This is a genomic window from Tritonibacter sp. AK171 (assembly GCF_030127025.1).
GTDB lineage: Bacteria > Pseudomonadota > Alphaproteobacteria > Rhodobacterales > Rhodobacteraceae > Epibacterium > Epibacterium mobile.
In genome coordinates this window covers 1,633,469-1,656,147 of record NZ_CP126134.1, presented here as the reverse complement: position 1 = coordinate 1,656,147, position 22,679 = coordinate 1,633,469, and the positions used below count along the sequence as shown (strand labels likewise).

General features: G+C 57.7%; 14 protein-coding genes. 8 read left to right on the top strand and 6 right to left on the bottom strand.

Translation table 11 applies throughout. The features are described from left to right. Positions 1-21: 21 nt before the first annotated feature. The 5 genes from QNI81_RS07830 to QNI81_RS07810 form a co-directional block, all read right to left on the bottom strand. Positions 22-975: a hypothetical protein gene (locus QNI81_RS07830; protein ID WP_283966148.1), complete on the bottom strand. Its 954-nt coding sequence runs from the start codon at positions 973-975 to the stop codon at positions 22-24. A gap of 280 nt (positions 976-1,255) precedes the next feature. Continuing rightward, complete coding sequence (locus QNI81_RS07825; protein ID WP_005667845.1) at positions 1,256-2,065, bottom strand: lytic murein transglycosylase; 810 nt, start codon at positions 2,063-2,065, stop codon at positions 1,256-1,258. An 88-nt stretch (positions 2,066-2,153) separates the two neighbouring features. After that, entirely contained in the window at positions 2,154-3,428 is a 1,275-nt protein-coding gene (locus QNI81_RS07820; RefSeq protein WP_283966147.1) for an Hsp70 family protein, read from the bottom strand. 182 nt (positions 3,429-3,610) lie between these two features. Next, positions 3,611-5,017 (bottom strand): type I glutamate--ammonia ligase, encoded by a 1,407-nt coding sequence (gene glnA, locus QNI81_RS07815; protein WP_005635258.1) that lies wholly within the window; start codon positions 5,015-5,017, stop codon positions 3,611-3,613. An 86-nt stretch (positions 5,018-5,103) separates the two neighbouring features. After that, positions 5,104-5,442, bottom strand: a complete 339-nt coding sequence (locus QNI81_RS07810; protein ID WP_005635254.1) for a P-II family nitrogen regulator — start codon at positions 5,440-5,442, stop codon at positions 5,104-5,106. A gap of 167 nt (positions 5,443-5,609) precedes the next feature. Between QNI81_RS07810 and QNI81_RS07805 the strand changes: the two genes are divergently transcribed. Continuing rightward, positions 5,610-7,214: an NAD(P)H-hydrate dehydratase gene (locus tag QNI81_RS07805; RefSeq protein WP_283966146.1), complete on the top strand. Its 1,605-nt coding sequence runs from the start codon at positions 5,610-5,612 to the stop codon at positions 7,212-7,214. On the opposite strand, the gene QNI81_RS07800 is transcribed toward QNI81_RS07805, so the two are convergent. Further along, positions 7,211-7,720: a Hint domain-containing protein gene (locus QNI81_RS07800; RefSeq protein ID WP_283966145.1), complete on the bottom strand. Its 510-nt coding sequence runs from the start codon at positions 7,718-7,720 to the stop codon at positions 7,211-7,213. The genes QNI81_RS07805 and QNI81_RS07800 overlap by 4 nt on opposite strands. Positions 7,721-7,967: 247 nt before the next feature. On the opposite strand from QNI81_RS07800, the gene QNI81_RS07795 reads away from it, so the two are divergent. The 7 genes from QNI81_RS07795 (at position 7,968) to QNI81_RS07765 (ending at position 22,574) form a co-directional block, all read left to right on the top strand. Then, the gene (locus QNI81_RS07795) at positions 7,968-10,757 is read left to right on the top strand and encodes a bifunctional aconitate hydratase 2/2-methylisocitrate dehydratase (RefSeq protein ID WP_283966144.1); all 2,790 of its coding nucleotides are present in this window, start codon (positions 7,968-7,970) and stop codon (positions 10,755-10,757) included. 333 nt (positions 10,758-11,090) lie between these two features. Next, positions 11,091-13,481, top strand: coding sequence for a methyl-accepting chemotaxis protein (locus QNI81_RS07790; protein WP_283966143.1), 2,391 nt, complete (start codon positions 11,091-11,093; stop codon positions 13,479-13,481). A gap of 655 nt (positions 13,482-14,136) precedes the next feature. After that, positions 14,137-17,862 carry a chemotaxis protein CheB gene (locus QNI81_RS07785; RefSeq protein WP_283966142.1) on the top strand — a complete coding sequence of 1,242 codons (3,726 nt, stop codon included), beginning with the start codon at positions 14,137-14,139 and terminating at the stop codon, positions 17,860-17,862. 14 nt (positions 17,863-17,876) lie between these two features. Continuing rightward, complete coding sequence (locus tag QNI81_RS07780) at positions 17,877-18,260, top strand: response regulator (RefSeq protein ID WP_005608684.1); 384 nt, start codon at positions 17,877-17,879, stop codon at positions 18,258-18,260. A 70-nt stretch (positions 18,261-18,330) separates the two neighbouring features. Beyond that, entirely contained in the window at positions 18,331-20,631 is a 2,301-nt protein-coding gene (locus QNI81_RS07775; protein ID WP_283966141.1) for a transporter substrate-binding domain-containing protein, read from the top strand. Continuing rightward, entirely contained in the window at positions 20,628-21,023 is a 396-nt protein-coding gene (locus QNI81_RS07770; RefSeq protein ID WP_005608680.1) for a response regulator, read from the top strand. Before QNI81_RS07775 ends, QNI81_RS07770 begins: the two co-directional genes overlap by 4 nt. Positions 21,024-21,452: 429 nt before the next feature. Next, entirely contained in the window at positions 21,453-22,574 is a 1,122-nt protein-coding gene (locus tag QNI81_RS07765; RefSeq protein ID WP_009178801.1) for a porin, read from the top strand. Positions 22,575-22,679: the final 105 nt, after the last annotated feature.

The following is a 22,679-nucleotide window of genomic DNA, read 5'->3' as shown; positions in this document are numbered from 1 at the left end:
TTTACATGTTGTGATAGGTGTTTAGTTCACCGCAGCATTGAGCAGAACAGACGATTCCAGAAACATCAGCGCTGCAAGCACAGCCATCATCTGCACGCTAAAGCGCATATCGCCGCCCCGGATCAAATTCACCGCAGCGGCAGTGATTCCGATCGGCAGGGAAAAGATCGCCATGATCGCGGTCAGCACCCATGCGCTTGCGGTGTTGGGGTTGCAATTCTTGAAAGACAGGACGCCGGACACTTTGCGGCAAGCGGCGGAGAGATCGCTTTGCTTTGCCGGGGCACGTCGCTCGATCACGCGGTCACAGGCTACGGTCAGGCTGCCAAAGGTCTCATCAACCGGTGCAAAACGAGCGGCCCCGCGTGGACAAGTCTCTGGCGTTTGCACAACATCCTCGGAAGTATCGCGTGCAGCATAATTGTCAAAGGCGGCAACCGGCTGCGCAATATACTGCACCGCACCAACCGGCGTTGCGCTTTGATCATCAACGGGCAGTTGAATATCACAGGCGATATCCCTTTCAGCCACAGGTTCCGGGGCAAAGGCGGACAAAAAGGCCTCGCGCTCCAGCATAATGCCGGTATCGAGCCATTCGACCGTGGTGGCCTCCAGATCCGCAAGCAACGCCTGCATGGCACGTGCGAGGATCATCTCGGTCAATTCCGCATCCACATGTTCGGGAAAGCGCGGGGTAAAGATCAGATCCAGATGACTGCGGCAGGGGGCACCATCGCTTTGACGCATGGGGTGCGGGCTGCGGCGGTGGCGAATGTCGACGATATAGTGGTCACATTCCAGACGGACGCGATGCGCGCGTTTGGTGTGAAATTGTTCCACCTCGTGACCAAATTCTTCGAGTGTTTGAACCACAAGTACCGAAGCCTTGGACAGTGCCGTCTCGTCACGCTCGCCAAAGCCGAGTTTGCCGCGATAGGCCGAAGCCGACACATTCTGTGTAGTCTGATCGAGCACCGTGAAATCCTCCATCGGTTGTGTTCACCAACAAAGGTAGACTCCGAAAACGTAGAAAATTGGGCGCGTTCGACAGTTAATTTGGCGTAAAATCAGAATCCCATATCGGAGGAGGTGAACGGCGTAAGTTGTTTCAAAACAATGGTTTATTTTGTGGTGTTTTCATGAGGTGCGGGAAATGCGGCAGGAAATTGACGGTTCCTAGCCACATTGATGCCCAAGCCCTTACAATCTGACGACCTTGCTGTTGATTGTTCTTAACGCCCAACAGTGAGCAGTCTCAGCCGTCGATCTGACGTCCCATGATGGCGAGAGACTGTTGGTAAACGGTAGCGGCGTTCCATTGTTTCAGAACTTTGTAGTTGGGTTCGCCTTGTTGGTAGCCTTTGCCGGGTCTCCAGCCCTTTTGACGCAGGAAGTTGGCGGTTGAGGCAAGCGCATCGCCCATATTGTAGAAATCAACCCGCCCGTCACCGTTCCAGTCCTGACCATATTCCAGCGCATTGCCGGGCAGAAACTGCGTATGCCCCAGCTCGCCGTGCTTGGCACCTTTGGTTGCCATGCTGATCGCGCCCTGATCCACCAGTTTCAGGGCGCCAATCGCGTGAGGTTCAAAGAACTTGGAGCGGCGGCAATCATAGGTCAGGGTCACGATGGATGAGACCACCTGACTGTCGCCCATATAGTTGCCAAAGGCGGTTTCCATGCCGTGAATGGCGATGAGCAATCCGGCAGGCACGCCATATTTGCGCTCCAGGGCTGCAAAAAACTCGGCATTGCGGGCCTTATGTTTGCGCCCTTGTGCGACGATGGTTGTGGCCCCGCGCACCTGCATGAATTTTTCCAGACTATAGCGAAAGCTCTTTTGGTTGCGGTCGGCGGCGATGGTGCCAGTGGCATAGCGCGTCTGCGCCAGTGCATTGAGCCCCGCCTGACGCACGCCCGCGCGTTTGGCGGTGCGGGCAAAATCCGCTTTCCACGCTTCAAACCCCGCTGACGTATTGCCGCAGCTGGCCGCAAGACCGGCGATGGGTGTTGCGATGGCGAGGCTGGCGGCAAGGCCAAAGGCCGCGAGACGGGAAGACAGCATAAAAGAACCCTCTGAAAATGACGGATGTCTAAAGCGAACTTACGTGGCAAAGGCGGGGCTTTCACCCTTTATTTGCGGGGAGCTTTGTTTAGAAGGCGGCATCTTGCGCAGCCAGCGCCAGCCCGTCGGCCACAGCCGTCATTGCGCGCTCTGTCTCGATCAATGCTGTGGGGCAGAGATCCTGAAGTGCTGCGCGGACCTCCATCAGCAACGCAGACCCGCCCACCATGACGCAGCGATTTACGTCGCCGGGGGACACGCCGGCCAGACGCAGGGTCTCGGCGGCCTCATCCTGAATGTCCTGCACCATCTGCGCCAGCGACTGTTCGAGTGCGGCGCGGGGCAGGGCGGCGGAAAGCCCTGGCTCGACAATGCGCAGATCGATCTGCGCGGTCTCCTCGGTGGCGCCATTGGCTCGGATCTTCCCGGCCTCGGTCGCAAAGGCCAGATCATGGCCCAGCTCATCCTCAAGCACTTGCAAGAGCCGGTTCAAGCCGCTGGGATCTTCGGCGTTCTGCGCCAGATCGTGGGCCGCGCGGCGGGTGTCGGGCCCATAGAGGAAGGGGATCATCTGCCATGTGGCAAGATCGTTGAAGATCCGGTTGGGCGCCGGCAGGCTGCCCCCGCCAAAGCTGTTACGGATCATCGCGCCACGCCCCAGATGCGGCATCACATGGTCAATGCTGATCTGGCGGTCAAAATCGGTGCCGCCCAGACGCAGGCCATGGCTTGCTAGGATACGCGTGCCGCCGCTGTCGTCCTGCTCAAAGCAGGTGAAATCCGATGTACCACCGCCGATATCCACCACAAGACCTATGCCCGGATGCGGACGGGCGGCACGCAGGGCGGCTTCGGGTTCATACATGAACTGCACATCCTGAAACCCGGCCTTTTGATAACAATGGCGCAGGTCTTCTTCGGCGCGAGCATTGCGGGCCTCGTCCTTGGAGTGAAATTTCACCGGCCGCCCCGAGAGCGCATGGGTGAACTCCAGTCGTGTTGCCGTCTCGGCGCGGGTTTTCACCTCGCGCAGGAAATGCGCGATGACATCGGAGAAATCCATCATCTCACCGCCCAAGCGGCGCTTTTCATAAAGGAGCGAGGTGCCCAGCAGGCTCTTGAGCGCACGCATGAACCGGCCCTCGTCACCCTCAATCAGGGCGCGGGTGGCGCTGCGTCCGATCCGGCGTGTCTTGGTGTCGCTGTCAAAGAATACGGCGGTGGGCAGCGTGGTTTCGCCCGGCTCCAGTTCCACCAGCCACGGACGCCCCGCAACGGCCAGTCCTGCGGCAGAGTTGGAGGTGCCAAAGTCGATCCCCAACGTATGGGGGCGCGTTGTGCTGCTTGGATTTGTCTCAGTCATCTGCCGGGCCTCGCGATGGTCAAGGCGCGCAGACCTACAGCAAGGGCTGGGACGTCTCAACCGTCAATTGATGATTTGACGAAGCACATAGCCCGGCGTGCGATCCGTGGGGCCAGCCCGTAGATCAAAATGAAAAGAGCGCCCCGGTTGGGGGCGCTCTCTCGATCACTATGTCAGCCGGATCAGCAGCTATAGTACATCTGATATTCAACCGGATGCGGGGTGTGTTCGTAGGTTTCCACTTCGTCCATCTTGAGGGCAATATAGCCTTCGATCTGGTCTTTGGTGAACACATCGCCTTGCAGCAGGAAGTCGTGATCCGCCGCGAGGCATTCCAGTGCTTCGCGCAGAGAGCCACAGACGGTCGGGATGCCAGCCAGTTCCTCTGCGGGCAGGTCGTAGAGGTTCTTGTCCATGGCTTCGCCAGGATCGATCTTGTTCTTGATGCCGTCCAGACCGGCCATCAGCAGGGCTGCAAACGCCAGATAGGGGTTCGCCGCCGGATCGGGGAAACGGGCCTCGACGCGCTTGGCCTTCGGGGATTCGGTCCACGGGATCCGCACGCAGCCGGAACGGTTACGGGCGGAGTATGCGCGCAGAACGGGGGCTTCGAAGCCGGGGATCAGACGCTTGTAGGAGTTGGTGGACGGGTTGGTGAAGGCATTGAGGGTTTTGGCGTGCTTCAGGATGCCGCCGATGAACCACAGCGCCTCGTCGGAGAGATCCGCGTATTTGTCACCTGCAAAGAGCGGCTTGCCGTCTTTCCAGATCGACATGTTGACGTGCATGCCGGTGCCGTTGTCGCCTGCGATGGGCTTGGGCATGAAGGTTGCGGATTTGCCGTAGGCGTGGGCCACATTGTGGATCACGTATTTGTATTTCTGCAGCTCGTCGGCCTGTTTGGTCAGGCTGTCAAAGATCAGACCCAACTCGTGCTGGCAGGACGCAACCTCATGGTGGTGCTTGTCCACTTTCATGCCCAGACGCTTCATGGTGGAGAGCATCTCGGAGCGCAGGTCTTGTGCTTCGTCAATCGGGTTTACCGGGAAGTAGCCACCTTTGACGCCCGGACGGTGACCCATGTTGCCGGTTTCATACTCGGCATCAGAGTTCCAGGAGGCGTCGGTTGCATCGACCTCGTAGGAGACTTTGTTGATGGTGTTGGAGAACCGCACATCGTCAAAGAGGAAGAATTCCGCCTCAGGACCCATGTAGGCCACATCACCGATGCCGGAAGACTTGAGGTAAGCTTCGGCTTTTTCGGCAGTGCCGCGCGGGTCGCGCTCATAGGCTTCGCCGGTGTCGGGCTCAACCACGGAGCAGTGAATGCAGATGGTTTTTTCCGCGTAGAAGGGATCCACATAGGCGGACTCGGTGTCCGGGATCAGCTTCATGTCGGAGGCTTCAATGGATTTCCAGCCAGCGATGGAAGAGCCGTCGAACATGAAGCCTTCCTCAAGGAAGTCCTCATCAATCTGATCTGAGATCAGAGTGACGTGCTGCAGTTTGCCACGCGGGTCGGTGAAACGGATGTCGACATATTCTGCCTCTTCATCCTTGATCAGCTTGAGAACTGCGTCTTTGCTCATTTGAAGTTATTCCTCCGTGAGAAACTTGGGTATTTCGGGATGTTCGTATGTGCCTTTCGCCGCAGATCCGGGCGAAAAGCAGATGATCAGAGCGCGTCGGAGCCGGATTCGCCGGTCCGGATGCGGATCGCCTGTTCAATCGGGCTGACAAAGATCTTGCCGTCGCCGATCTTGTCGGTCTTGGCTGCGGCGACGATGGCCTCAATGGCGGCGTCGACCTGATCGTCGTCCAGAACCACCTCGATCTTTACCTTGGGCAGAAAGTCCACGACATATTCCGCGCCACGATAGAGTTCCGTGTGGCCTTTTTGGCGACCAAAGCCCTTTACTTCGATGACAGAGAGACCTTGAACGCCGACGTCCTGCAGCGCTTCTTTCACCTCGTCGAGCTTGAACGGCTTGATGATGGCTTCGATCTTTTTCATGTCCGGGCTCCTCGCAACCTTGTCGAATGTGGTCAGATCATCTTCAAGTGATGGCCACAATGCGTAAGCCGAAGCAGATGCCACCGGAACCAGCAGAATCCGGCGGGTGCGCTTAAAATTTGAGCGGTGCGCTTAAAATATGTGCATATGTGAAACGGAGGGGTGAGATGACCGAATTACTGACCGCAAAACAGATGCGCGCGATTGAACACGCTGCGATTAAGAGCGGTGCAGTGATCGGTCTGGAATTGATGGAGCGCGCCGGGCGCGGGGTGGTTGAGGCCATATGTGATAAATGGCCTGAGTTTTCCGGTGGATCTGTCGCAGGGGGCGCTGCCCCCCGGCCTGCGGCCGTCCCCCGGGATATTTCTGAAAAGCTGAAGCGGGCGATCGTTCTCTGCGGGCCGGGCAACAATGGCGGCGACGGGTTCGTGGTGGCGCGGCTGCTGAAAGAGCGCGGCTGGGCGGTAGAGGTGTTCCTTCATGGTGATGCGGCGAAACTGCCAGCAGATGCCAAGGTGAATTACCAGCGCTGGTGTGAGTTGGGGGCGGTGCGGGATCTGTCGAACTCCTCTTTTGAGAAGCATGTCGGGCAGGCTGCTGATTTGGTGGTGGATGCGCTGTTTGGCACCGGCTTAACGCGGCCGATAGATTTGCCATTGGCTCTGCTGGCAGTGGAGCCGGTGGTCGGGGCAGCTCCCAAGGTTGTGGCGATAGATCTGCCGTCTGGCGTGTGCAGCGACAGCGGTAGGGTTCTAGGGGACAGTGCGGTTGTGGCAGGTTTGACCGTCACGTTTCACGCGCCAAAGCGCGGCCATGTTCTGGCGGACGGGCCAGAGAGATGTGGGGCGCTGATGGTGAAATCGATTGGATTGAATGCGGATGCGCCTCTGGATCAGGCATCGCGCCCGGTGTGGAGGGATGCGCCCGATGCGGGTGTGCTGGCGAAGGGACAGCGGGCGCATAAATTCACCCACGGTCATGCGCTGATCTTATCGGGTGGGGCAGGGCGCACGGGGGCGGCGCGGTTGGCGGCGCGGGGCGCGCTGCGGATTGGCGCGGGGCTGGTCACGCTGGGGGTTCCGCCATCGGCGCAGATGGAGGTTGCGTGCCAGATCACCGCCTTGATGCTGCAACGCGTGAAGGACGCTGGGGCACTGGGGGAGATCCTTTCGGACGATCGTATCACTGCGCTGTGTCTTGGTCCGGGCCTTGGCAAAGAACGCGCGCGTGAGTTGGTTCCAATCGCGCTGCAAAATCATGAACGCGCGGTGGTTCTGGATGCGGACGCGCTCTCGGTGTTTGGAGACGACCCTCAGGCGCTGTTTGATATGCTGCACAAGACGTGCGTGCTGACCCCGCATGGCGGAGAGTTCGCGCGTTTGTTTCCTGATCTTGCGCAGCGATTGGCGCAATCTGCCCTCTGCGGGCCGGCCTATTCCAAGGTCGACGCGACCCGTGAGGCGGCGTGCCGGGCGGGGGCAACGGTTTTGTTCAAAGGTGCGGATACGGTTATCGCGGAGCCTGACGGATCCTGTTCGGTCTCGGCGGCAATCTATGACCGGTCAGCTCCGTGGCTTGCAACGGCTGGGGCGGGGGATGTTCTGGCTGGATTTATCACCGGGCTGTTGGCGCGTGGGGTTGCCCCTCATGAGGCCGCCGCGACGGCTGCGTGGTTGCATGAGGAATGCGCGCGCAGCTTTGGCGCGGGACTGATTGCGGAGGATTTGCCAGAGCAACTGCCGAAGGTGTTCAGCGGTCTCGGGATCTAAGCCTGCGGCTGCAGGGCTGCGTCGAACCCATGCGCTGAGAGCACCTCCATACCGCGTACATAGAGGACAGAAGGTGCCTCCAGCCAGATCTGCACGCAGTCGATCTGATGCATGCCATCATCGGTGATGTATTGATCGTCGATCAAGGCTGCGGCCTGCACATATGCCTCGTGGCGGCCAAAGAGCGCCTCTGCACGCCAGTCCCGCACCAGCACCAACTGCCGGGCGGGCAGCACCAGATCCTGTTCCGGGCGATCCGTTCCTAAGGCCTCGGCGGCAAAGCGTACCATGCGGCTGCGCTCCGTGCGGCGTGTGATGTCGCGGATTGACAGGATACCCTTGTCGCGAGTGATGACATCGTCGCGGCTGCTCAATTGGGCTGCGGCCTTATAACCCTTGCGCGTTAACACCTCTGCCGTCGCCGTAACGCCGCTGAGCGGGCGCAGACCGGAAGGCGTGCCCAGATCAGACCCTCCGAGAGGAGACTGCAATTTGGCATATGACATGGGGAACCTCCGGTCGCGATGCGTCTTTCATCACCTGCGCCATAAATATGGCGAAAGAACGTCGCAGATGAGGTGCATCTTGGCGCGGGTATGGTAAACTCTGCGCGAGTAAACCATGCATGTCGGAACGTCTTGCAAGTCATTCTGCATTGGTATACTGCCGCATACAGCAAGCTTGACGCGGCTCGCCAAGAGTGTTTGCGAACCCGTTTCAGGCTTTTTCTTACACAGAATCGTCGGGACCGTCATGAGCTTGTACACAGACTACCTAAAAGAGATCGAAACGCGTAAGGGCGAAGGGTTGCACCCCAAACCCATTGACGATGGCGCGCTGGTTGCGGAGCTGATTTCGCAGATCAGGGACTCTGGCAACGAGCATCGTGAAGACTCTCTGAAGTTCTTTATCTACAACACCTTGCCCGGCACAACCAGTGCTGCAGGGGTGAAGGCTGCCTTCCTCAAGGAGATCATTCTCGGCGAGGTCGAGGTGGCTGAGATCGCGCCCGAGTTTGCGTTTGAGCTGCTGTCGCACATGAAAGGGGGCCCCTCGGTTGAGGTGCTGCTGGATCTGGCGCTTGGCGATGATGCGGCCATCGCGACGCAGGCGGCGGATGTGCTGAAGACACAAGTCTTCCTTTATGAGGCGGACACCGACCGGCTTGAGGCGGCGTTCAAGGCCGGCAACGCGATCGCGCGTGAGATCCTTGAAAGCTATGCAAAGGCCGAGTTCTTTACCAAGCTTCCCGATGTCGATGAAGAAATCAAGGTCGTGACCTATATCGCGGCCGAAGGCGATATCTCCACCGACCTTCTGTCCCCCGGCAATCAGGCGCATTCGCGCTCGGACCGTGAATTGCACGGCAAATGCATGATCTCTGAGGCGGCGCAAAAGGAAATCGAGGCGCTGAAACTGCAGCACCCCGACAAGCGCGTGATGCTGATCGCGGAAAAAGGCACCATGGGCGTGGGCTCGTCCCGTATGTCCGGCGTGAACAACGTGGCGCTCTGGACCGGCAAACAAGCCAGCCCCTATGTGCCGTTTGTGAACTTTGCGCCCGTGGTTGCGGGCACCAATGGTATCTCGCCGATCTTCCTTACCACCGTGGGCGTGACTGGCGGTATTGGTCTCGACCTCAAGAACTGGGTCAAGAAGGTCGACAGCGACGGCAAGGCGATCCTCAACAATGACGGCAACCCAGTGCTGGAGCAGAAGTATTCGGTTGAAACCGGCACCGTTTTGAAAATCGACACCAAGAACAAGATGCTCTTGGACGAAGACGGCAAAGAACTGGTGGATGTCTCCTCTGCGTTTACTCCGCAGAAGGTCGAATTCATGAAGGCGGGCAGCTCTTATGCCATCGTCTTTGGCAAGAAGCTGCAGACGTTTGCGGCTGAAACCCTCGGCATCGAGGCACCGCTGGTCTTTGCACCGGCCAAAGAAGTCAGCCATGAGGGCCAAGGCCTGACTGCGGTTGAGAAAATCTTTAACCGCAATGCGGTGGGCAGCACGCCCGGCAAGACCCTGCATGCGGGCTCTGACGTGCGCGTGAAGGTCAACATCGTCGGCTCTCAGGACACCACTGGCCTGATGACCTCGCAAGAACTGGAGGCCATGGCGGCCACCGTGATCTCTCCGACCGTCGATGGGGCCTATCAGTCCGGCTGTCACACCGCGTCGGTCTGGGACAAGAAGGCACAGGCCAATATTCCGCGCCTGATGCAGTTCATGAACAACTTTGGCCTGATTACAGCCCGCGACCCCAAGGGCGAATATCACGCGATGACCGATGTGATCCACAAGGTGCTCAACGACATCACCGTGGATGACTGGGACATCATCATCGGCGGCGACAGCCACACCCGTATGTCCAAAGGCGTGGCCTTTGGTGCGGACTCCGGCACCGTGGCGCTGGCGCTGGCAACCGGTGAGGCGACCATGCCGATCCCCGAGTCGGTCAAAGTGACCTTCAAGGGTAAAATGGCCGATCACATGGACTTCCGCGATGTGGTGCACGCCACACAGGCGCAGATGCTGAAACAGCATGGCGACAACGTGTTCCAGGGCCGTATCATCGAGGTCCACATCGGCACGCTGCTGGCGGATCAGGCGTTCACCTTCACCGACTGGACCGCAGAGATGAAGGCCAAGGCGTCGATCTGTATCTCCAATGACGACACCCTGATCGGTTCTCTGGAACTCGCCAAGAGCCGTATCCAGATCATGATCGACAAAGGCATGGAGAATGAGGCCGGCACCTTGCAGGGTCTGATCGACAAGGCCGACAAGCGCATCGCCGAAATCCGCTCTGGCGAGAAACCGGCCCTGTCGCCGGACGATAGCGCCAAGTATTTTGCAGAAGTGGTGGTTGACCTCGATCTGATCGACGAGCCGATGATCGCGGACCCGGATGTCAACAACGAGGACGTCTCCAAGCGCTACACCCATGACACCATCCGTCCGATCTCTTTCTATAAGGCGGAGAAAAAGGTGGATTTGGGCTTTGTGGGCTCCTGCATGGTGCATAAGGGCGACATGAAGATCGTGGCTCAGATGCTCAAGAACCTTGAGAAAGCCAACGGCAAGGTTGAGTTCAAAGCCCCGCTGGTGGTGGCAGCGCCGACCTACAACATCATCGACGAGATGAAAGCCGAGGGCGATTGGGAAATCCTGCAGAAGTATTCGGGCTTTGAGTTCGACGATCTGTTCCCCAAAGCGCAGGCGCGGACCGAGTATGAAAACATCCTCTATCTGGAGCGTCCGGGCTGTAACCTCTGCATGGGCAACCAGGAAAAGGCGGCCAAGGGCGACACCGTTCTGGCCACCTCAACCCGCCTGTTCCAGGGCCGGGTCGTAGAAGACGCCGCGGAAAAGAAAGGCGAGAGCCTTCTGGCCTCGACCCCGGTTGTGGTGCTCTCGGCCATCCTGGGCCGCACACCCACCATCGAGGAATATAAAACCGCTGTGGAGGGCATCGACCTGACCAAATTCGCGCCTCCCGTAGAGAAACCGGCAGGCACGCGCTCAGCGCATTTCTAAGACGCATCCCGCAGCGGTACAGATCTATGCCCCGCTGCACCCCTGTTGGTGCAAAATAAAATAAGAGACGGGCGGCTTCCTCAGTAAGCCGCCCGTTTTGTATTTCGCCACCACCCGAAACCGATCTGCGGTTCAGGCATGGAATTGAGCGAAAATTGTTCGATATGTGAAAGTCTCTGCTGCTATCGTAAAGGGACCGATATGCTGCCGTTAAATGGCGGGATATCGATAGATTCATGAAGTCTAAAGGCATTTCCGCTTAGTTTTTGAGCGAAAGTTAGGTGTGCCGCTCTGTATTGCTGTCTTGGGCGGGTTGATAACGAGGGACCAAGAATGTTGCGTTTGAGAAATCTCAAGCTTGGCTTGAAGCTGCCAATTTTGATCGCCTTGCCAGTGGTGGTAATTGTTCTGGCTTCTGGGGCGCTGCAGCTATCGCAGATGAGTACCACGGTTGATAAGCAGCTTAAGACTGCATACTCCGGTTTTGTATCGGGCCGCAAAAATGCGCTGGAATGGTGGCTTGAGGAGATCAAGGCCGAGGTGACCGCGCTCTCCAGCAGCTATGCCATTCAGGCCGCAACAGCGGATTTCTCACGCGCATGGCAAGAGTTCGAGGGCGACCCGGCCGAGGCCATGCGCAACCTCTATATTTCCGATAACCCCAACCCGTTGGGCAAGAAGGATGAGTTGGTCTCTGCAAAAGATGGCTCCACATGGACCCAATCGCATCAGCGCCATCACGTGGGGCTGCGGTCTCATCTGCGTGCACATGGCTATTACGATTTGTTCCTCTTCGATCTTGAGGGCAACCTGATCTACTCGGTGTTCAAAGAAGATGATTTTGGCCTGAATTTTGAGACTGGAAAATACAAGGACAGCGGGCTGGGTGAGGTTTTTCGCAAAGGGCGCAGCTTGGAGGCTGGTGAGTTCTACATGACCTCGCTTGCGCCATATGCTCCCAGCGCGGGCGCTCAGGCGATGTTCATGTCGACCCCGGTTTTTGAAAATGGCGAGATGTTGGGCGTGTTGGCGGTGCAATTCCCACTGGATGGCATCATGCGCCTTCTGTCTCAGTCAGAGCAACTCGGAGAGACCGGTTTTGTCTATCTGGTGAACGAACAAGGGCTGTCATTGACGGAATCACCTCGGGAAGGTGGGTTTGCCGCCTATGAGCAACTCCCTGCGCGCGAGCAAATCACTACCGCACTGTCTGGTGAGGCGGGCTACTTCGATCCAGCAACCGGTGTGCTTGGCGAAACTGTCATTGCCGCTTCTGATAGCGTGTCCATTCCCAATGGCAGCCAGTGGGGGCTGGTGTTTGAAATTGACCGTTCAGAGGCTATGGCCGTGGTCAACGCAACGACACGTAACGCTTTGATAGAACTGGCTATTACCCTCGCACTGGTGGTCATTGCGTCCTATGTGGCGGCGCGCGGAGTCGTAAAACGGCTGGAGCGTTTGGCAGCCCATGTACAGGATCTTGCGGATCAGAACTACAACGAGGAAATTTCCGGCTGCGATCAAGGGGACGAGGTTGGTTTCATTTCCAAAACGCTTGTTCATCTGCAAGAGCGCTTGCAGGAAGGCGCTGCCGCCAAGGATCGTGAAAAGGTGATCCAAGAAGGCAACGAGATGGTTGTCCGCACCCTGAGCAAGGCACTGATGAACCTCGCCAAAGGCGACTTCCGCAACAAGATCCTCGAGTTCTTTCCGGTTGAACATAAAAAGCTGCGCTACAGCATCAATGACGCGATGACTGAGCTGAGCGATGTGATCGAAGCCGTGCGTGACATCGCTGAAAACATCTCCAAAGGGGCCGTCGAGGTGAGCGCATCGGCAGATGATCTGTCTTCGCGCACAGAAAGTCAGGCCGCGACACTGGAACAGACCGCCGCCGCGCTCGAAGAGGTCACCTCAAGTGTGAAATCTGCCAATGAAAATGTCATGAGCGTCGAATATACAGTACGCGAGGCGCGCGGCATGGCCGAGGGCAGTGGCGCTATCGTGCAAGAGACCATCGATGCAATGAACGGTATTGAGGAGTCTTCGCAAAAAATCAGCCAAATCATTGGCGTGATTGACGATATTTCCTTCCAAACCAACCTCTTGGCGCTCAATGCTGGGGTTGAGGCCGCTCGTGCAGGAGAGGCCGGTCGCGGCTTTGCGGTGGTGGCATCTGAGGTGCGCGGCCTTGCGCAGCGCTCCTCTGAGGCCGCGCTGGAGATCAAGGCCCTGATTGAAACCAGCGGACAGCAGGTTGGGCGCGGTGTGCAGATGGTGGGGAAGACCGGCGACGCCCTCACGCAGATTGTGGATCAGGTGAAACATATTTCGGGTCTGATCGAAGAGATTTCCAAGTCTTCGCAGGAGCAATCCACCGCGCTGACAGAGATCAACATCGGCATGTCTCAGCTGGACCAGGTGACCCAAGCCAACGCGGCCATGGTTGAGGAGAACACAGCCGCCGCGCATACGTTGCGTCAGGACTCGGATCGCTTGGCTGAATTTGTTGGCCGTTTCCGCACCCAGAACCAGTCCGGCGAAGGCGAGGCGCCGCCAGCACTGCCCGCTCCCGCGTCGGCTGCACCTGTCTCAGCGACGGATGCAGGCGGCTGGGATGATGGTGAGATCATCGATGCGCACGCAGAGCCGGGCAGCGCAGCAGAGGACCACGACACCGTGCCCGAGCCCATGCGCGCAAATGATAAATGGACAGACTTCTAGCGCGTGTTGAGCGTTATATTCCGACCTTTCCCATTTGACTTCGTTCCAATGGGAAAGGTCGATTTCGGTCGCGTGGATGCGAAATACGATCGCTTTGAAACGGTGGGCGGTGGAGTGGGGGGGCGTTTTCCAAAGAGAAGCCATTCCGGGGTGGCGTAATTGCCGCAGGTTGAAAATCCAAAAATATCGATGAAGCATAAAAACGCATTCAATACCCGCTGCCCCGGACGAGGAAAATGTCGGAAAAGCGCGACCAGTTATCTCTCGCCTATCGCTCAAGACAAGATACATGTTTCCGATAACTGTCTGAATAGTATGCGTTAAAATGGATAGCACACCATGGCGATGTTGAGCCGTACTTTACCTTCCCTCAAAGAGGGCGCTTCACATCGCCTAAACCTGCGATCTGATCACCGTGAAATCGGGTCGCAGCAAAAGCGACAGGCCTTAGCAGGCTTTTGAAATGCATCGGCATCACAATAAACAACGGTGATGCACGCTGGACGTGCGTTGCGACAAAGGCTAATCTTTGGCGGACCTTATGGGGCACCGGAGTGTTAACAGAACGCTCGAATTTATCGGCCAGAGCGTTTCATGCGCTCGTAAGTGCTGGTTTCAGTCAAACGAGAATTGGACGGGCGGTTCAACGTAGACCATGACAGAAAATAACATCACGCCGCTTACGCCTGCGGTCAAAGATCCTCAGCGCAAAATCGGTAAGGTAGATGAAAGATTCTACATTGTCGGTGTGGGGGCCTCTGCGGGGGGACTTGACGCGATTAAGCAATTGCTCTCGCGGGTTCCGGCAAATTTCCCGCATAGCTTCGTGGTGATCCAGCATCTGTCGCCGGATTATAAATCGCTGATGACTGAAATTCTCGGCCGCGAGACACAGCATAAGGTGGTCGAAGTCGAAGATAATATGCGCGTCGAGCCGCATCATATCTATGTCATCCCGCCGGGCGCCAATATCGTTATTCAGGGCACGGAAGGCGACGTCGATGAGCGTGCCGTGATCCAAGATACCGAAGCATCGATAACCGAGGCAGAGGTGGAGGGGCTTCGATTTTCATTGGTGTCACCGCAACCCAGACCGGCGCTCAACCTGCCTGTCGACATTTTCTTTTTGTCGTTGGCGGAGGCAGTGGGCGAGCGGGCCATCGGGGTGGTTTTGTCGGGTACGGGTTCGGACGGGAGTCGTGGGCTGCGCTCGATCAAGGATCGCGAAGGGCTGGTGATCGCACAGGAACCTGCAACCTGCGGGTTTGACGGCATGCCCCGTCAGGCGATTGGAACGGGGTTGGTGGATCAGGTTCTTCAACCCGATGATATCGTTGAGGAAATCGCAAGGTTCATTGAGCTGCGCAACCACGGTATCTCTGACGTTGACGAGATGTTTGTCGGCGCGCAGGACACCTTTCGGCTGATTTTAGAGACGGTCAGCAAGCAGGCAGAGATCGATTTTGCCCTTTATAAGGAGCCGACCCTCAAGCGACGTATTGCGCGGCGGATGGGGTTTTTGGGCCTCTCGAAAATCCGCGATTATTTGGATTACCTCGGCGAACACCCCGGCGAAGTGGAGCTTCTGTACCGGGAGTTTCTGGTCGGTGTGACAAATTTCTTTCGCGATTTGCATGTCTGGCAGGCTATGGAGACGCGGGTTCTCAAACGCCTGTTTGAGGAAGGCGACACAACTGCACCCCTGCGGGTCTGGTCGGTGGGCTGCTCCACCGGGGAGGAGGCCTATACGCTTGCGATGTCGCTGCAGAAATTCCGGGATGATCACAAAATCGAACGGGACTTTCGCGTCTATGCAACGGACGTCAACGAAAACTCCGTCAACACGGCAAAGCAGGGGATCTATCCGGACCACACGCTTGAGGAAATTCCGCTCAAATATCGTGAAGCGGGTTATGTAACGCATCATCCCGGCACTTTTGCCATCGCGCCCAAAATTCGCGCGCAGATCGTTTTTGCGGTGCATGACATTACCCTTGATCCGCCCTACACGCGCACCGATTTAATCGTTTGCCGTAACCTGTTGATTTACCTCAGCCCTGACGTGCAGGCCAAGGTCATGGTCAACTTCTCCATGTCGCTCAGGATGGACGGGTACCTGCTCTTGGGCGCGGCAGAGACACCGGGCACCGACGGGGTTCGGTTTGATTTCTTCATGGGTAAGGAGCGGATCTATAAAAACAAACGTGTTGCACAGTCGGGGATCGGTCGTGGCAAGCTAACGGCGCAATTACCTGCGCTTGGCATGTTGCCGCGGGCGCGTCGGATGCTGTCGGCGGGGCATACGTTTCAGGATGATCTCAGCTCGCTCTTTCAGTTCTCTCTGGAGGCCAGCCAGACCTCCGTTTGTATCGTCGATCCGACGGCTACATTGCTGAAAACATTCGGGAATATGCAATCTATCCTGCAAATCCCCGAAAGTGGTTTTTCGACCAATATCTTTGAGCTTTGCGATGACAGGTTGCGCAGTTCTGTCGCGCTGGTGATGCGCGGTGCTGAGGATAAAACCACCGCCCAAGCGGCGGACATGCGCCTGATCGAAGAGGATCAAGTGCGCACGGTCTCAATTTCCGGGCGCAAGATCATGTGGGAGGGGCATACCTCTGCCATCGCGCTGTTTATTCGTCAAACGCTACAGAGCCTGCCGAAAACCGATGTGGATATTGATCGCGACCAGCCCAGAGAAGAAACTCGCGCCTATATCCAGCATCTTGAGGGCGAGGTGCGCTCTTTGCAGGAAATGCTGGGGGTGACAGCGCAGGATCTTGGCGCCTCGAACGAGGAACTGCAGACCGCAAACGAAGAGCTGATCGCCGCCAACGAAGAACTGCAGGCCAACAACGAAGAAACCCAGAGCATCAACGAAGAACTGCACACGGTGAATACCGAAAACATCGAGCGGATCGCTGAGTTGGAGCAGGTCAATGCAGATGTCGACAACCTCCTCGAGACAGCGGCGCTTGGGATTTTGCTCTTGGACAATGACATGTGCATCCGCCGGTTCAGTGCCGGGGTGACCCGGTATCTTGATCTCAAGCACAGCGATGTGGGCCGCCCGCTAGAGAGCTTTGCGACCTCGCTCTTGCCAGAGGCGGTGAGCCTTCTGGTGGATGATGCGAGCCTTGCCCGCGATCAGGGTGAAGAGTCAGAACGCGAATTGCGCCGCCGCGATGGTGGGTTTGTGCAAACACGTGTGCGCCGGTTCACCCGCCAGCGCGGCGAGTCTGATGGTGTGGTGATCACTCTGTTGGATATCACCGACAGCAAACTGCTGGAGCAGGAAGCGCGGCGCCAAAGTGAGATCCTCGCCAGCGTGCTCGAGAGCGAAGAGGCGGGCTATTGGGATTGGAATATCCCCGATGAACAACTCTACATAAGTCGCCGTTTTGTCGAGCTTTTGGGCTTTGCAGCCGGGGAGCTGGCCCCCAAGCCAGAAGCATGGTTTGCCCTGATCCATGACGAGGATCGCTCCCGGTTTCACGAGGCTTTTGATGTTCATGTGCGTTCGCGCGGACAGGTACCTTTCTCGGTCGAGGTGCGCTATCTGAGCAAGGATGGCGGGGTGATTTGGGTCAAGAGCCGGGGGCAGGTGACGGATTGGAGCGTTGATCATCGTCCGTTGCGCATGATTGGCGTGCATCAAAACGTCACCGATCTGCGCGAACGCGAGGACGACATTCAAAAGCGGGCCAATGAAATCCGCCGTTTTGCCTTTATATCAGCGCATGATTTGAAACAGCCGCTCAACACGGTCGAGAGCAGCATTGAGGCGTTGTTGGAAGAACTACCCGACACGCTGGACGCCGACGCCCAAGAGCTTGTCGAGTTCCTGACCCAAGGCACGCGCCGCCTGAAGGGGCGGGTGGATGCCATTCTGGATTACGCCCGTTTGCAGGATCGCACCTTGGAGTTTGAGGCATGCGAGCTCACCGGTCTTGCAGAGGCCAGTGTTACCGATCTCAAACACCTCGTGAGCGAAGCGGAAGCAGAGGTGCAGATTGAGCCCTTGCCTGCCGCCCTATGTGCGCCGGAGCTGATTTCACGGGTGTTGCAGAACCTGTTGAGCAATGCGCTCAAATACCGCGATCCGGCGCGCCCCTGTCGCGTAACCATTGCGCCCTTCGCGGCCCAAGATGGCAAGGTAGGCGTGCGTGTGGACGACACCGGTATCGGCATCGCACCAAAAGACCGCGGCAGTGTTTTCGAACTCTTTACCCGTCTGCACGTAGAATCAGAGATCGAAGGCAGCGGCCTTGGTCTGGCGATGTGCGAAAAGATCATTTCCATGCACGGTGGCACGATCGAGGTGACTGACACGGAAACGGGGGGCGCAAGCTTCCGCTTTACCCTCTCTGCAACATGAGCCGGACGGAGCACATGAGCACCTCAAAGCCAAAGATCCTTTTGATCGATGATTGCGACGCGGATCGGTATTTTTTCAAACGCAACCTGCGCAAGGTTGCGCCGGATGCCGAGGTGGTTGAGTTCGTCTATGCCGAGGATGCGCTGCGATATCTGAAAACGCCGGGGCGGGATCCGGTGGATATCGTATTTGTCGACATCAACATGCCCCGGTTGGATGGGTTTCAGTTTGCGGACGCCTATCATGCGCTCTATCCGGAACTGAAGGGACATGCCCGCTTGTTCGTTTGCTCATCCTCCATCAACCCTGCCGACCGGCAGCGCACCGATGACCACCCGGTCATCGATGGATTTTGCGAAAAGCCGGTGACGCGCGGGGTTCTTGGCGAGCTGCTCTGAGATGCGGGGCGCGGGTGGTTTGAAACAAGCGCTGCTCCTCTTATTCGTGTGGGTGTCGAGCGTTTTCGGGGTGCTCCCTGTTCAGGCCCAGCCCCAGTATGACAAAGTTGTGGTGCCCTGGGGCAATGTTCCTCCATTGTCGATGATGGGGGACGACGGGGAGCCTACCGGGTTCGCCATTGAACTTGCACGGCTATTGGCTGAGGAGATTGGCTTCGAGCTGGAGTTCCAGTTCTATGGGCCGATACCGAAAATCGCCGCAGCGCAGGCGACTGGCGAGACTGACATGCTGGTCGGAGTTGGGCACGGCCCGGCGTTTCGCGAGACCAACCTTGCGTCACAGACGATTTCAGAGGTTCAGGTCCGGCTGGCCGTTCCGGTTGAGAACGCCGATGATTTCGATCCCAACAATCTGAGCGGCGTTCGCATAGCGGCGGTGCCGCCGACAATTGCCTCTAATCCCGATCTTTTTCCCGACGCAACCGTGGTCGAGCAACCCGGTTTGGAAGCTGCGTTGGTGACTTTGCTGAGCGGTGAAGTGGATGCTCTGTCTTATCCGGTCAACGTTCTATTTGCCCTGACCCGTGCAACGCGTACCGATGGTCGGATTGCCTATGTCGGTGATCCTTTGGTCAGGATCGACCGTGTGGTCATCGTTCACGAAAGCCGCGCAGAACTGCTGGAGCCGATCAATAAGGCTCTGCAGAAGTTTGAAGAAAACGGGACGCTGGAAGAACTGCGGATCAAGTATCTTATTTCTAACCCAGAGCCCGTCCCAGATGTGCTGACCGTCGGTGTTCATCATGTCCCGCCATTTGTGTCGATCGGGGATGATGGCACGCCCGGCGGTTTTGGGATTGAGGTGCTAGAAGATCTGGTGGATCTGGCGGGGCTGCAAATTCGCTACCAACGCATCACGGACGAGGAATTCGGGCAGGGACCGCGTGAGGGCTCAGTGGATCTGATCCCGATGATGGCAACCAATCCCACCCGTGCGGAACGGATGGATTTCACCTTCCCGGTGCACCGTGTCCCCTTCAACATATTTACTCTGCGGGAGGCATCGCTTGAGCCGCAGGTCTTGGACGATCTGGTCGGGCTGCGTGTTGGCGTCGAAAGCGGCAAGAACGCAGCACAGTTGGCGGAACGCCACGGGGGGCTCGATATTGTCTATGCGGAGGGCAAAGACGGCATCATGAACCTGCTCCTAGAGGGGCAGGCCGATGCGGTGCTGACAACCGGAAGAGCCTTTTGGACCCATCTGCAGGCCGAGGGCCAAGAGGAGAAGTTCCGCAGCAGTACAGAGCCGTTTTATGTCTCTGAATCCGGCCCGGCCCTGCGATTGGGCCTAGGGGAGGTCCGTGAACGGCTGAATGCGGTGATCCCGGCCTATCTGATTTCAGAGGAATATGAGGCCCTCCAGACCAAATGGTTTGGGCGCGCGCCGTTCTGGACGCCAATGCGCCTCAGGCTGGTCGCGGCGGCGGTCTTGGTGCTGTTGCTCACGGCGCTGGGTTTTGGCATCTGGCAAAAACTGCAACGCTCCCGCGCGCAGGAACGCCAGGCTCGGCTGCTGCAACACTCCCGCCAGCTTGAGGTGCTGGTGGATCAGCTGGAGCGTTCGAACCGTGAACTGGACAGCTTTGCCGATATTGCATCGCATGATCTCAAACAGCCGCTGCGGGGTATTCACTGGCAACTGCGCGCCCTGCAAGAGCGCGCAGCCGATGCTCTGCCAGAAGAGGTCAGCCGGATTGAGCAGCTCTGCGCACAGATGGAGGCCACGATCTCTGATCTGCTGGCCTCGGCGCAACATCGGGGCAAGGGCAGCGACCGCGCCGATATTGATACAGGCGTTCTGGTCGATGAAATTTGCACTGACCTTTCGGAACTGATGGAGGCCACCGGCGGCGAAGTGCAGGTGGAAACTTCTATGCCCATGGTGTTTGCAAGCCGCGCCAAGGCAAAGGTTGTGTTTCAAAACCTTATTGCCAATGGCTTGATTTATAATCAGTCCTCCACGCCAGTGGTGAAGGTGGGGTATCTGAGCGAGGGCAGCACCGATTCCAGCGGCCTTTTGCATGTGTTCTACATTCGCGACAACGGCACCGGCATCGCGCCCGAGGATCAGGGGCGCATATTCCTGCCCGGGGTCCGTGGACAGAATACCGGAGAACGCGTGCTGCCCGGCGCAACCGGAAGTGGACTGGGCCTTTCCTTTGCCAAGGAAATCGTAGAGAGTTACGGCCAACTGATCACATTTGAAAGCGTACCCGGACAGGGCACCACATTCTTCTTTTCGCTCCCCAATGCGAAGGGCGAGAGCGCAGGCGATGTGGTCGATCATGCAGGACTGGTGGAAGCAGAATGACCAAGATTCTAATAATCGACGACAGCCCGGAAGACACCGAGATGCTGCGCCGTTTTTGTGAACAACTGCGGTCGAGCTCGATTGAAACGGCGCCCAGCGGCAGCGAAGGAGTGGCGCGGTTCGAGAAATGGCGCGCCGATTGTGTGTTGCTGGACTACCACCTTGCCGACAACAACGGCCTCTCTGTTCTTGCGGCGCTAAAGGCCCGCGATCCCTATGTGCCGGTGATCGTTCTGTCGGGCCGCGGCAGCGAAGAACTGGCGGCGGCTGCGATGAAGGCGGGGGCCACGCGCTATCTCACCAAACGCGGGCTGTCGCTTGATATGCTGCGCACCGCGATCGAGGCTTCGATCCGCTGGATGCAACATGCGGCCATGACCCAGCAGGGCTAAGTCGCGCGCGTTTCAAACCCTATCACAGACCCCGATAAAGACGTCTCATCCACGGCTTGGAGGGGACGTTTTCCTGTTGTGCGCGCCCAATACTGTGACGGATGCGCGCAGCTCTTGAGCCGTGCTGGATCGACATCTTGATTCGACAATGATCACGGAATTTTGCGCGGAGCATTGCACAGAGCGAATAGCAGAGTGTTGAAAAAATCTAATTTCGGGGGTTGAAAAATATGCTCTGAATTCCTTTGGGTTCGCCTGAGTGAGCAGAATAATGCCGCTATTACAGCGTCTTCTGAAATGTGAACTGACCCGTTTACCTACGCTTACTTTCAAGTCCTTTCATCAAAAAACTTACATGGTAGCTCCGATGCTAGTCGGGTCCGGGGATGGAGGATGTCCGGCTGACCTTTGAATTAGGAGACTCAGATCATGAGCACCAAAACCCTTGCGGTGGGCTCCAGCGCCCTTGCGCTGTCAGCCCTCCTTGCCGCTCCCGCAGTTGCGGGCCCCACCTACACATCTGACAATGGTGGCTCCTTCCGTTGGTATGGCCAGCTCAACTTGACCTATCAGGGTTATGACGACGGTCAGGAAGACTACAACCGCCTCGTCGACAACGCCAACTCTGGTTCGCGCGTCGGCTTCTGGCTGGAACAGCCCTTTGGCGAGAACACCCTGAAGTTCCGTTTTGAAACCTCTCTGTCGCTGCGGGGCTCGGATGGTGTGAACCAGAACGGTCAGGGCGACATCACCGACTGGACCCGCAGCGATCTGCGTCACGTCGATCTGCAGTGGCACACCCCGCGCTACGGCACCTTCTCTATCGGTCAAGGTTCCATGGCGGCTGATGGTGCCACTGGTATCGACCTTTCGGGCACTGGTGTTGTGGCAGGTTCCGCCGTGGCGGATGCGGCAGGCGGGTATTTCCTGCGTGACACCGCAGGCAACCTGACCGGTATCGAAATCGGCGACGTCTTCTCGACCTTTGACGGCTCGCGCCGGGGCCGTATCCGCTATGACTCGCCGGAATTCTCGGGCTTCACCGTCTCTGCCTCTTATGGTGAGGACATCCTGACCCGCGATGCCGACACCCAGCAGTACGATATTGCCCTGAACTACATGAACGAAGATCTTGGCGATTTCACTGTGGCCGGTGCGCTGGCTGTCAGCTGGACAGAGAAGGGCGGCTCTGAAGACACCCGCGACACCATCGCCTCTGCTGCCGTTCTGCACGAACCCACAGGTCTGTCGCTGAGCGCTGCAACCGGTGACCGTGATACCGGTGGTGACTACGGCTATGTGAAGCTGGGCTACACCGCAAACCTGATCTCCGTTGGCTCCACCTCCTTCTCCGTCGACTATTATGACGGCTCGGATCTGGTCTCCACCAACGACAGCGCAGAATCCTTTGGCATTGCTGCGGTTCAGAAGTTCGACAAGCAGAACCTTGAGGCCTATATCGCGTATCGCGAGTATTCCTATGACGATGCTTCGGCGACCAACTATCAGGACGGCTCTGCCATCCTCGCTGGTGCGCGCTGGAAGTTCTGATCCAGAGAATATACGGGCGATGCCGGTGCGAGGGGTTTATACCTCGTGACCTACTTGTGCTGGTGTCATCCGCATAATGCTGCGCCCTCCGGTCACTGGCCGGGG

Coding starts and splice junctions, on each gene's coding strand:
- QNI81_RS07825 (WP_005667845.1), bottom strand. CDS start 2,065: ATGCTGTCTTCCCGTCTCGCGGCCTTTGGCCTTGCCGCCAGCCTCGCC.
- QNI81_RS07820 (WP_283966147.1), bottom strand. CDS start 3,428: ATGACTGAGACAAATCCAAGCAGCACAACGCGCCCCCATACGTTGGGG.
- glnA (WP_005635258.1), bottom strand. CDS start 5,017: ATGAGCAAAGACGCAGTTCTCAAGCTGATCAAGGATGAAGAGGCAGAA.
- QNI81_RS07810 (WP_005635254.1), bottom strand. CDS start 5,442: ATGAAAAAGATCGAAGCCATCATCAAGCCGTTCAAGCTCGACGAGGTG.
- QNI81_RS07805 (WP_283966146.1), top strand. CDS start 5,610: ATGACCGAATTACTGACCGCAAAACAGATGCGCGCGATTGAACACGCT.
- QNI81_RS07800 (WP_283966145.1), bottom strand. CDS start 7,720: ATGTCATATGCCAAATTGCAGTCTCCTCTCGGAGGGTCTGATCTGGGC.
- QNI81_RS07795 (WP_283966144.1), top strand. CDS start 7,968: ATGAGCTTGTACACAGACTACCTAAAAGAGATCGAAACGCGTAAGGGC.
- QNI81_RS07790 (WP_283966143.1), top strand. CDS start 11,091: ATGTTGCGTTTGAGAAATCTCAAGCTTGGCTTGAAGCTGCCAATTTTG.
- QNI81_RS07785 (WP_283966142.1), top strand. CDS start 14,137: ATGACAGAAAATAACATCACGCCGCTTACGCCTGCGGTCAAAGATCCT.
- QNI81_RS07780 (WP_005608684.1), top strand. CDS start 17,877: ATGAGCACCTCAAAGCCAAAGATCCTTTTGATCGATGATTGCGACGCG.
- QNI81_RS07770 (WP_005608680.1), top strand. CDS start 20,628: ATGACCAAGATTCTAATAATCGACGACAGCCCGGAAGACACCGAGATG.
- QNI81_RS07765 (WP_009178801.1), top strand. CDS start 21,453: ATGAGCACCAAAACCCTTGCGGTGGGCTCCAGCGCCCTTGCGCTGTCA.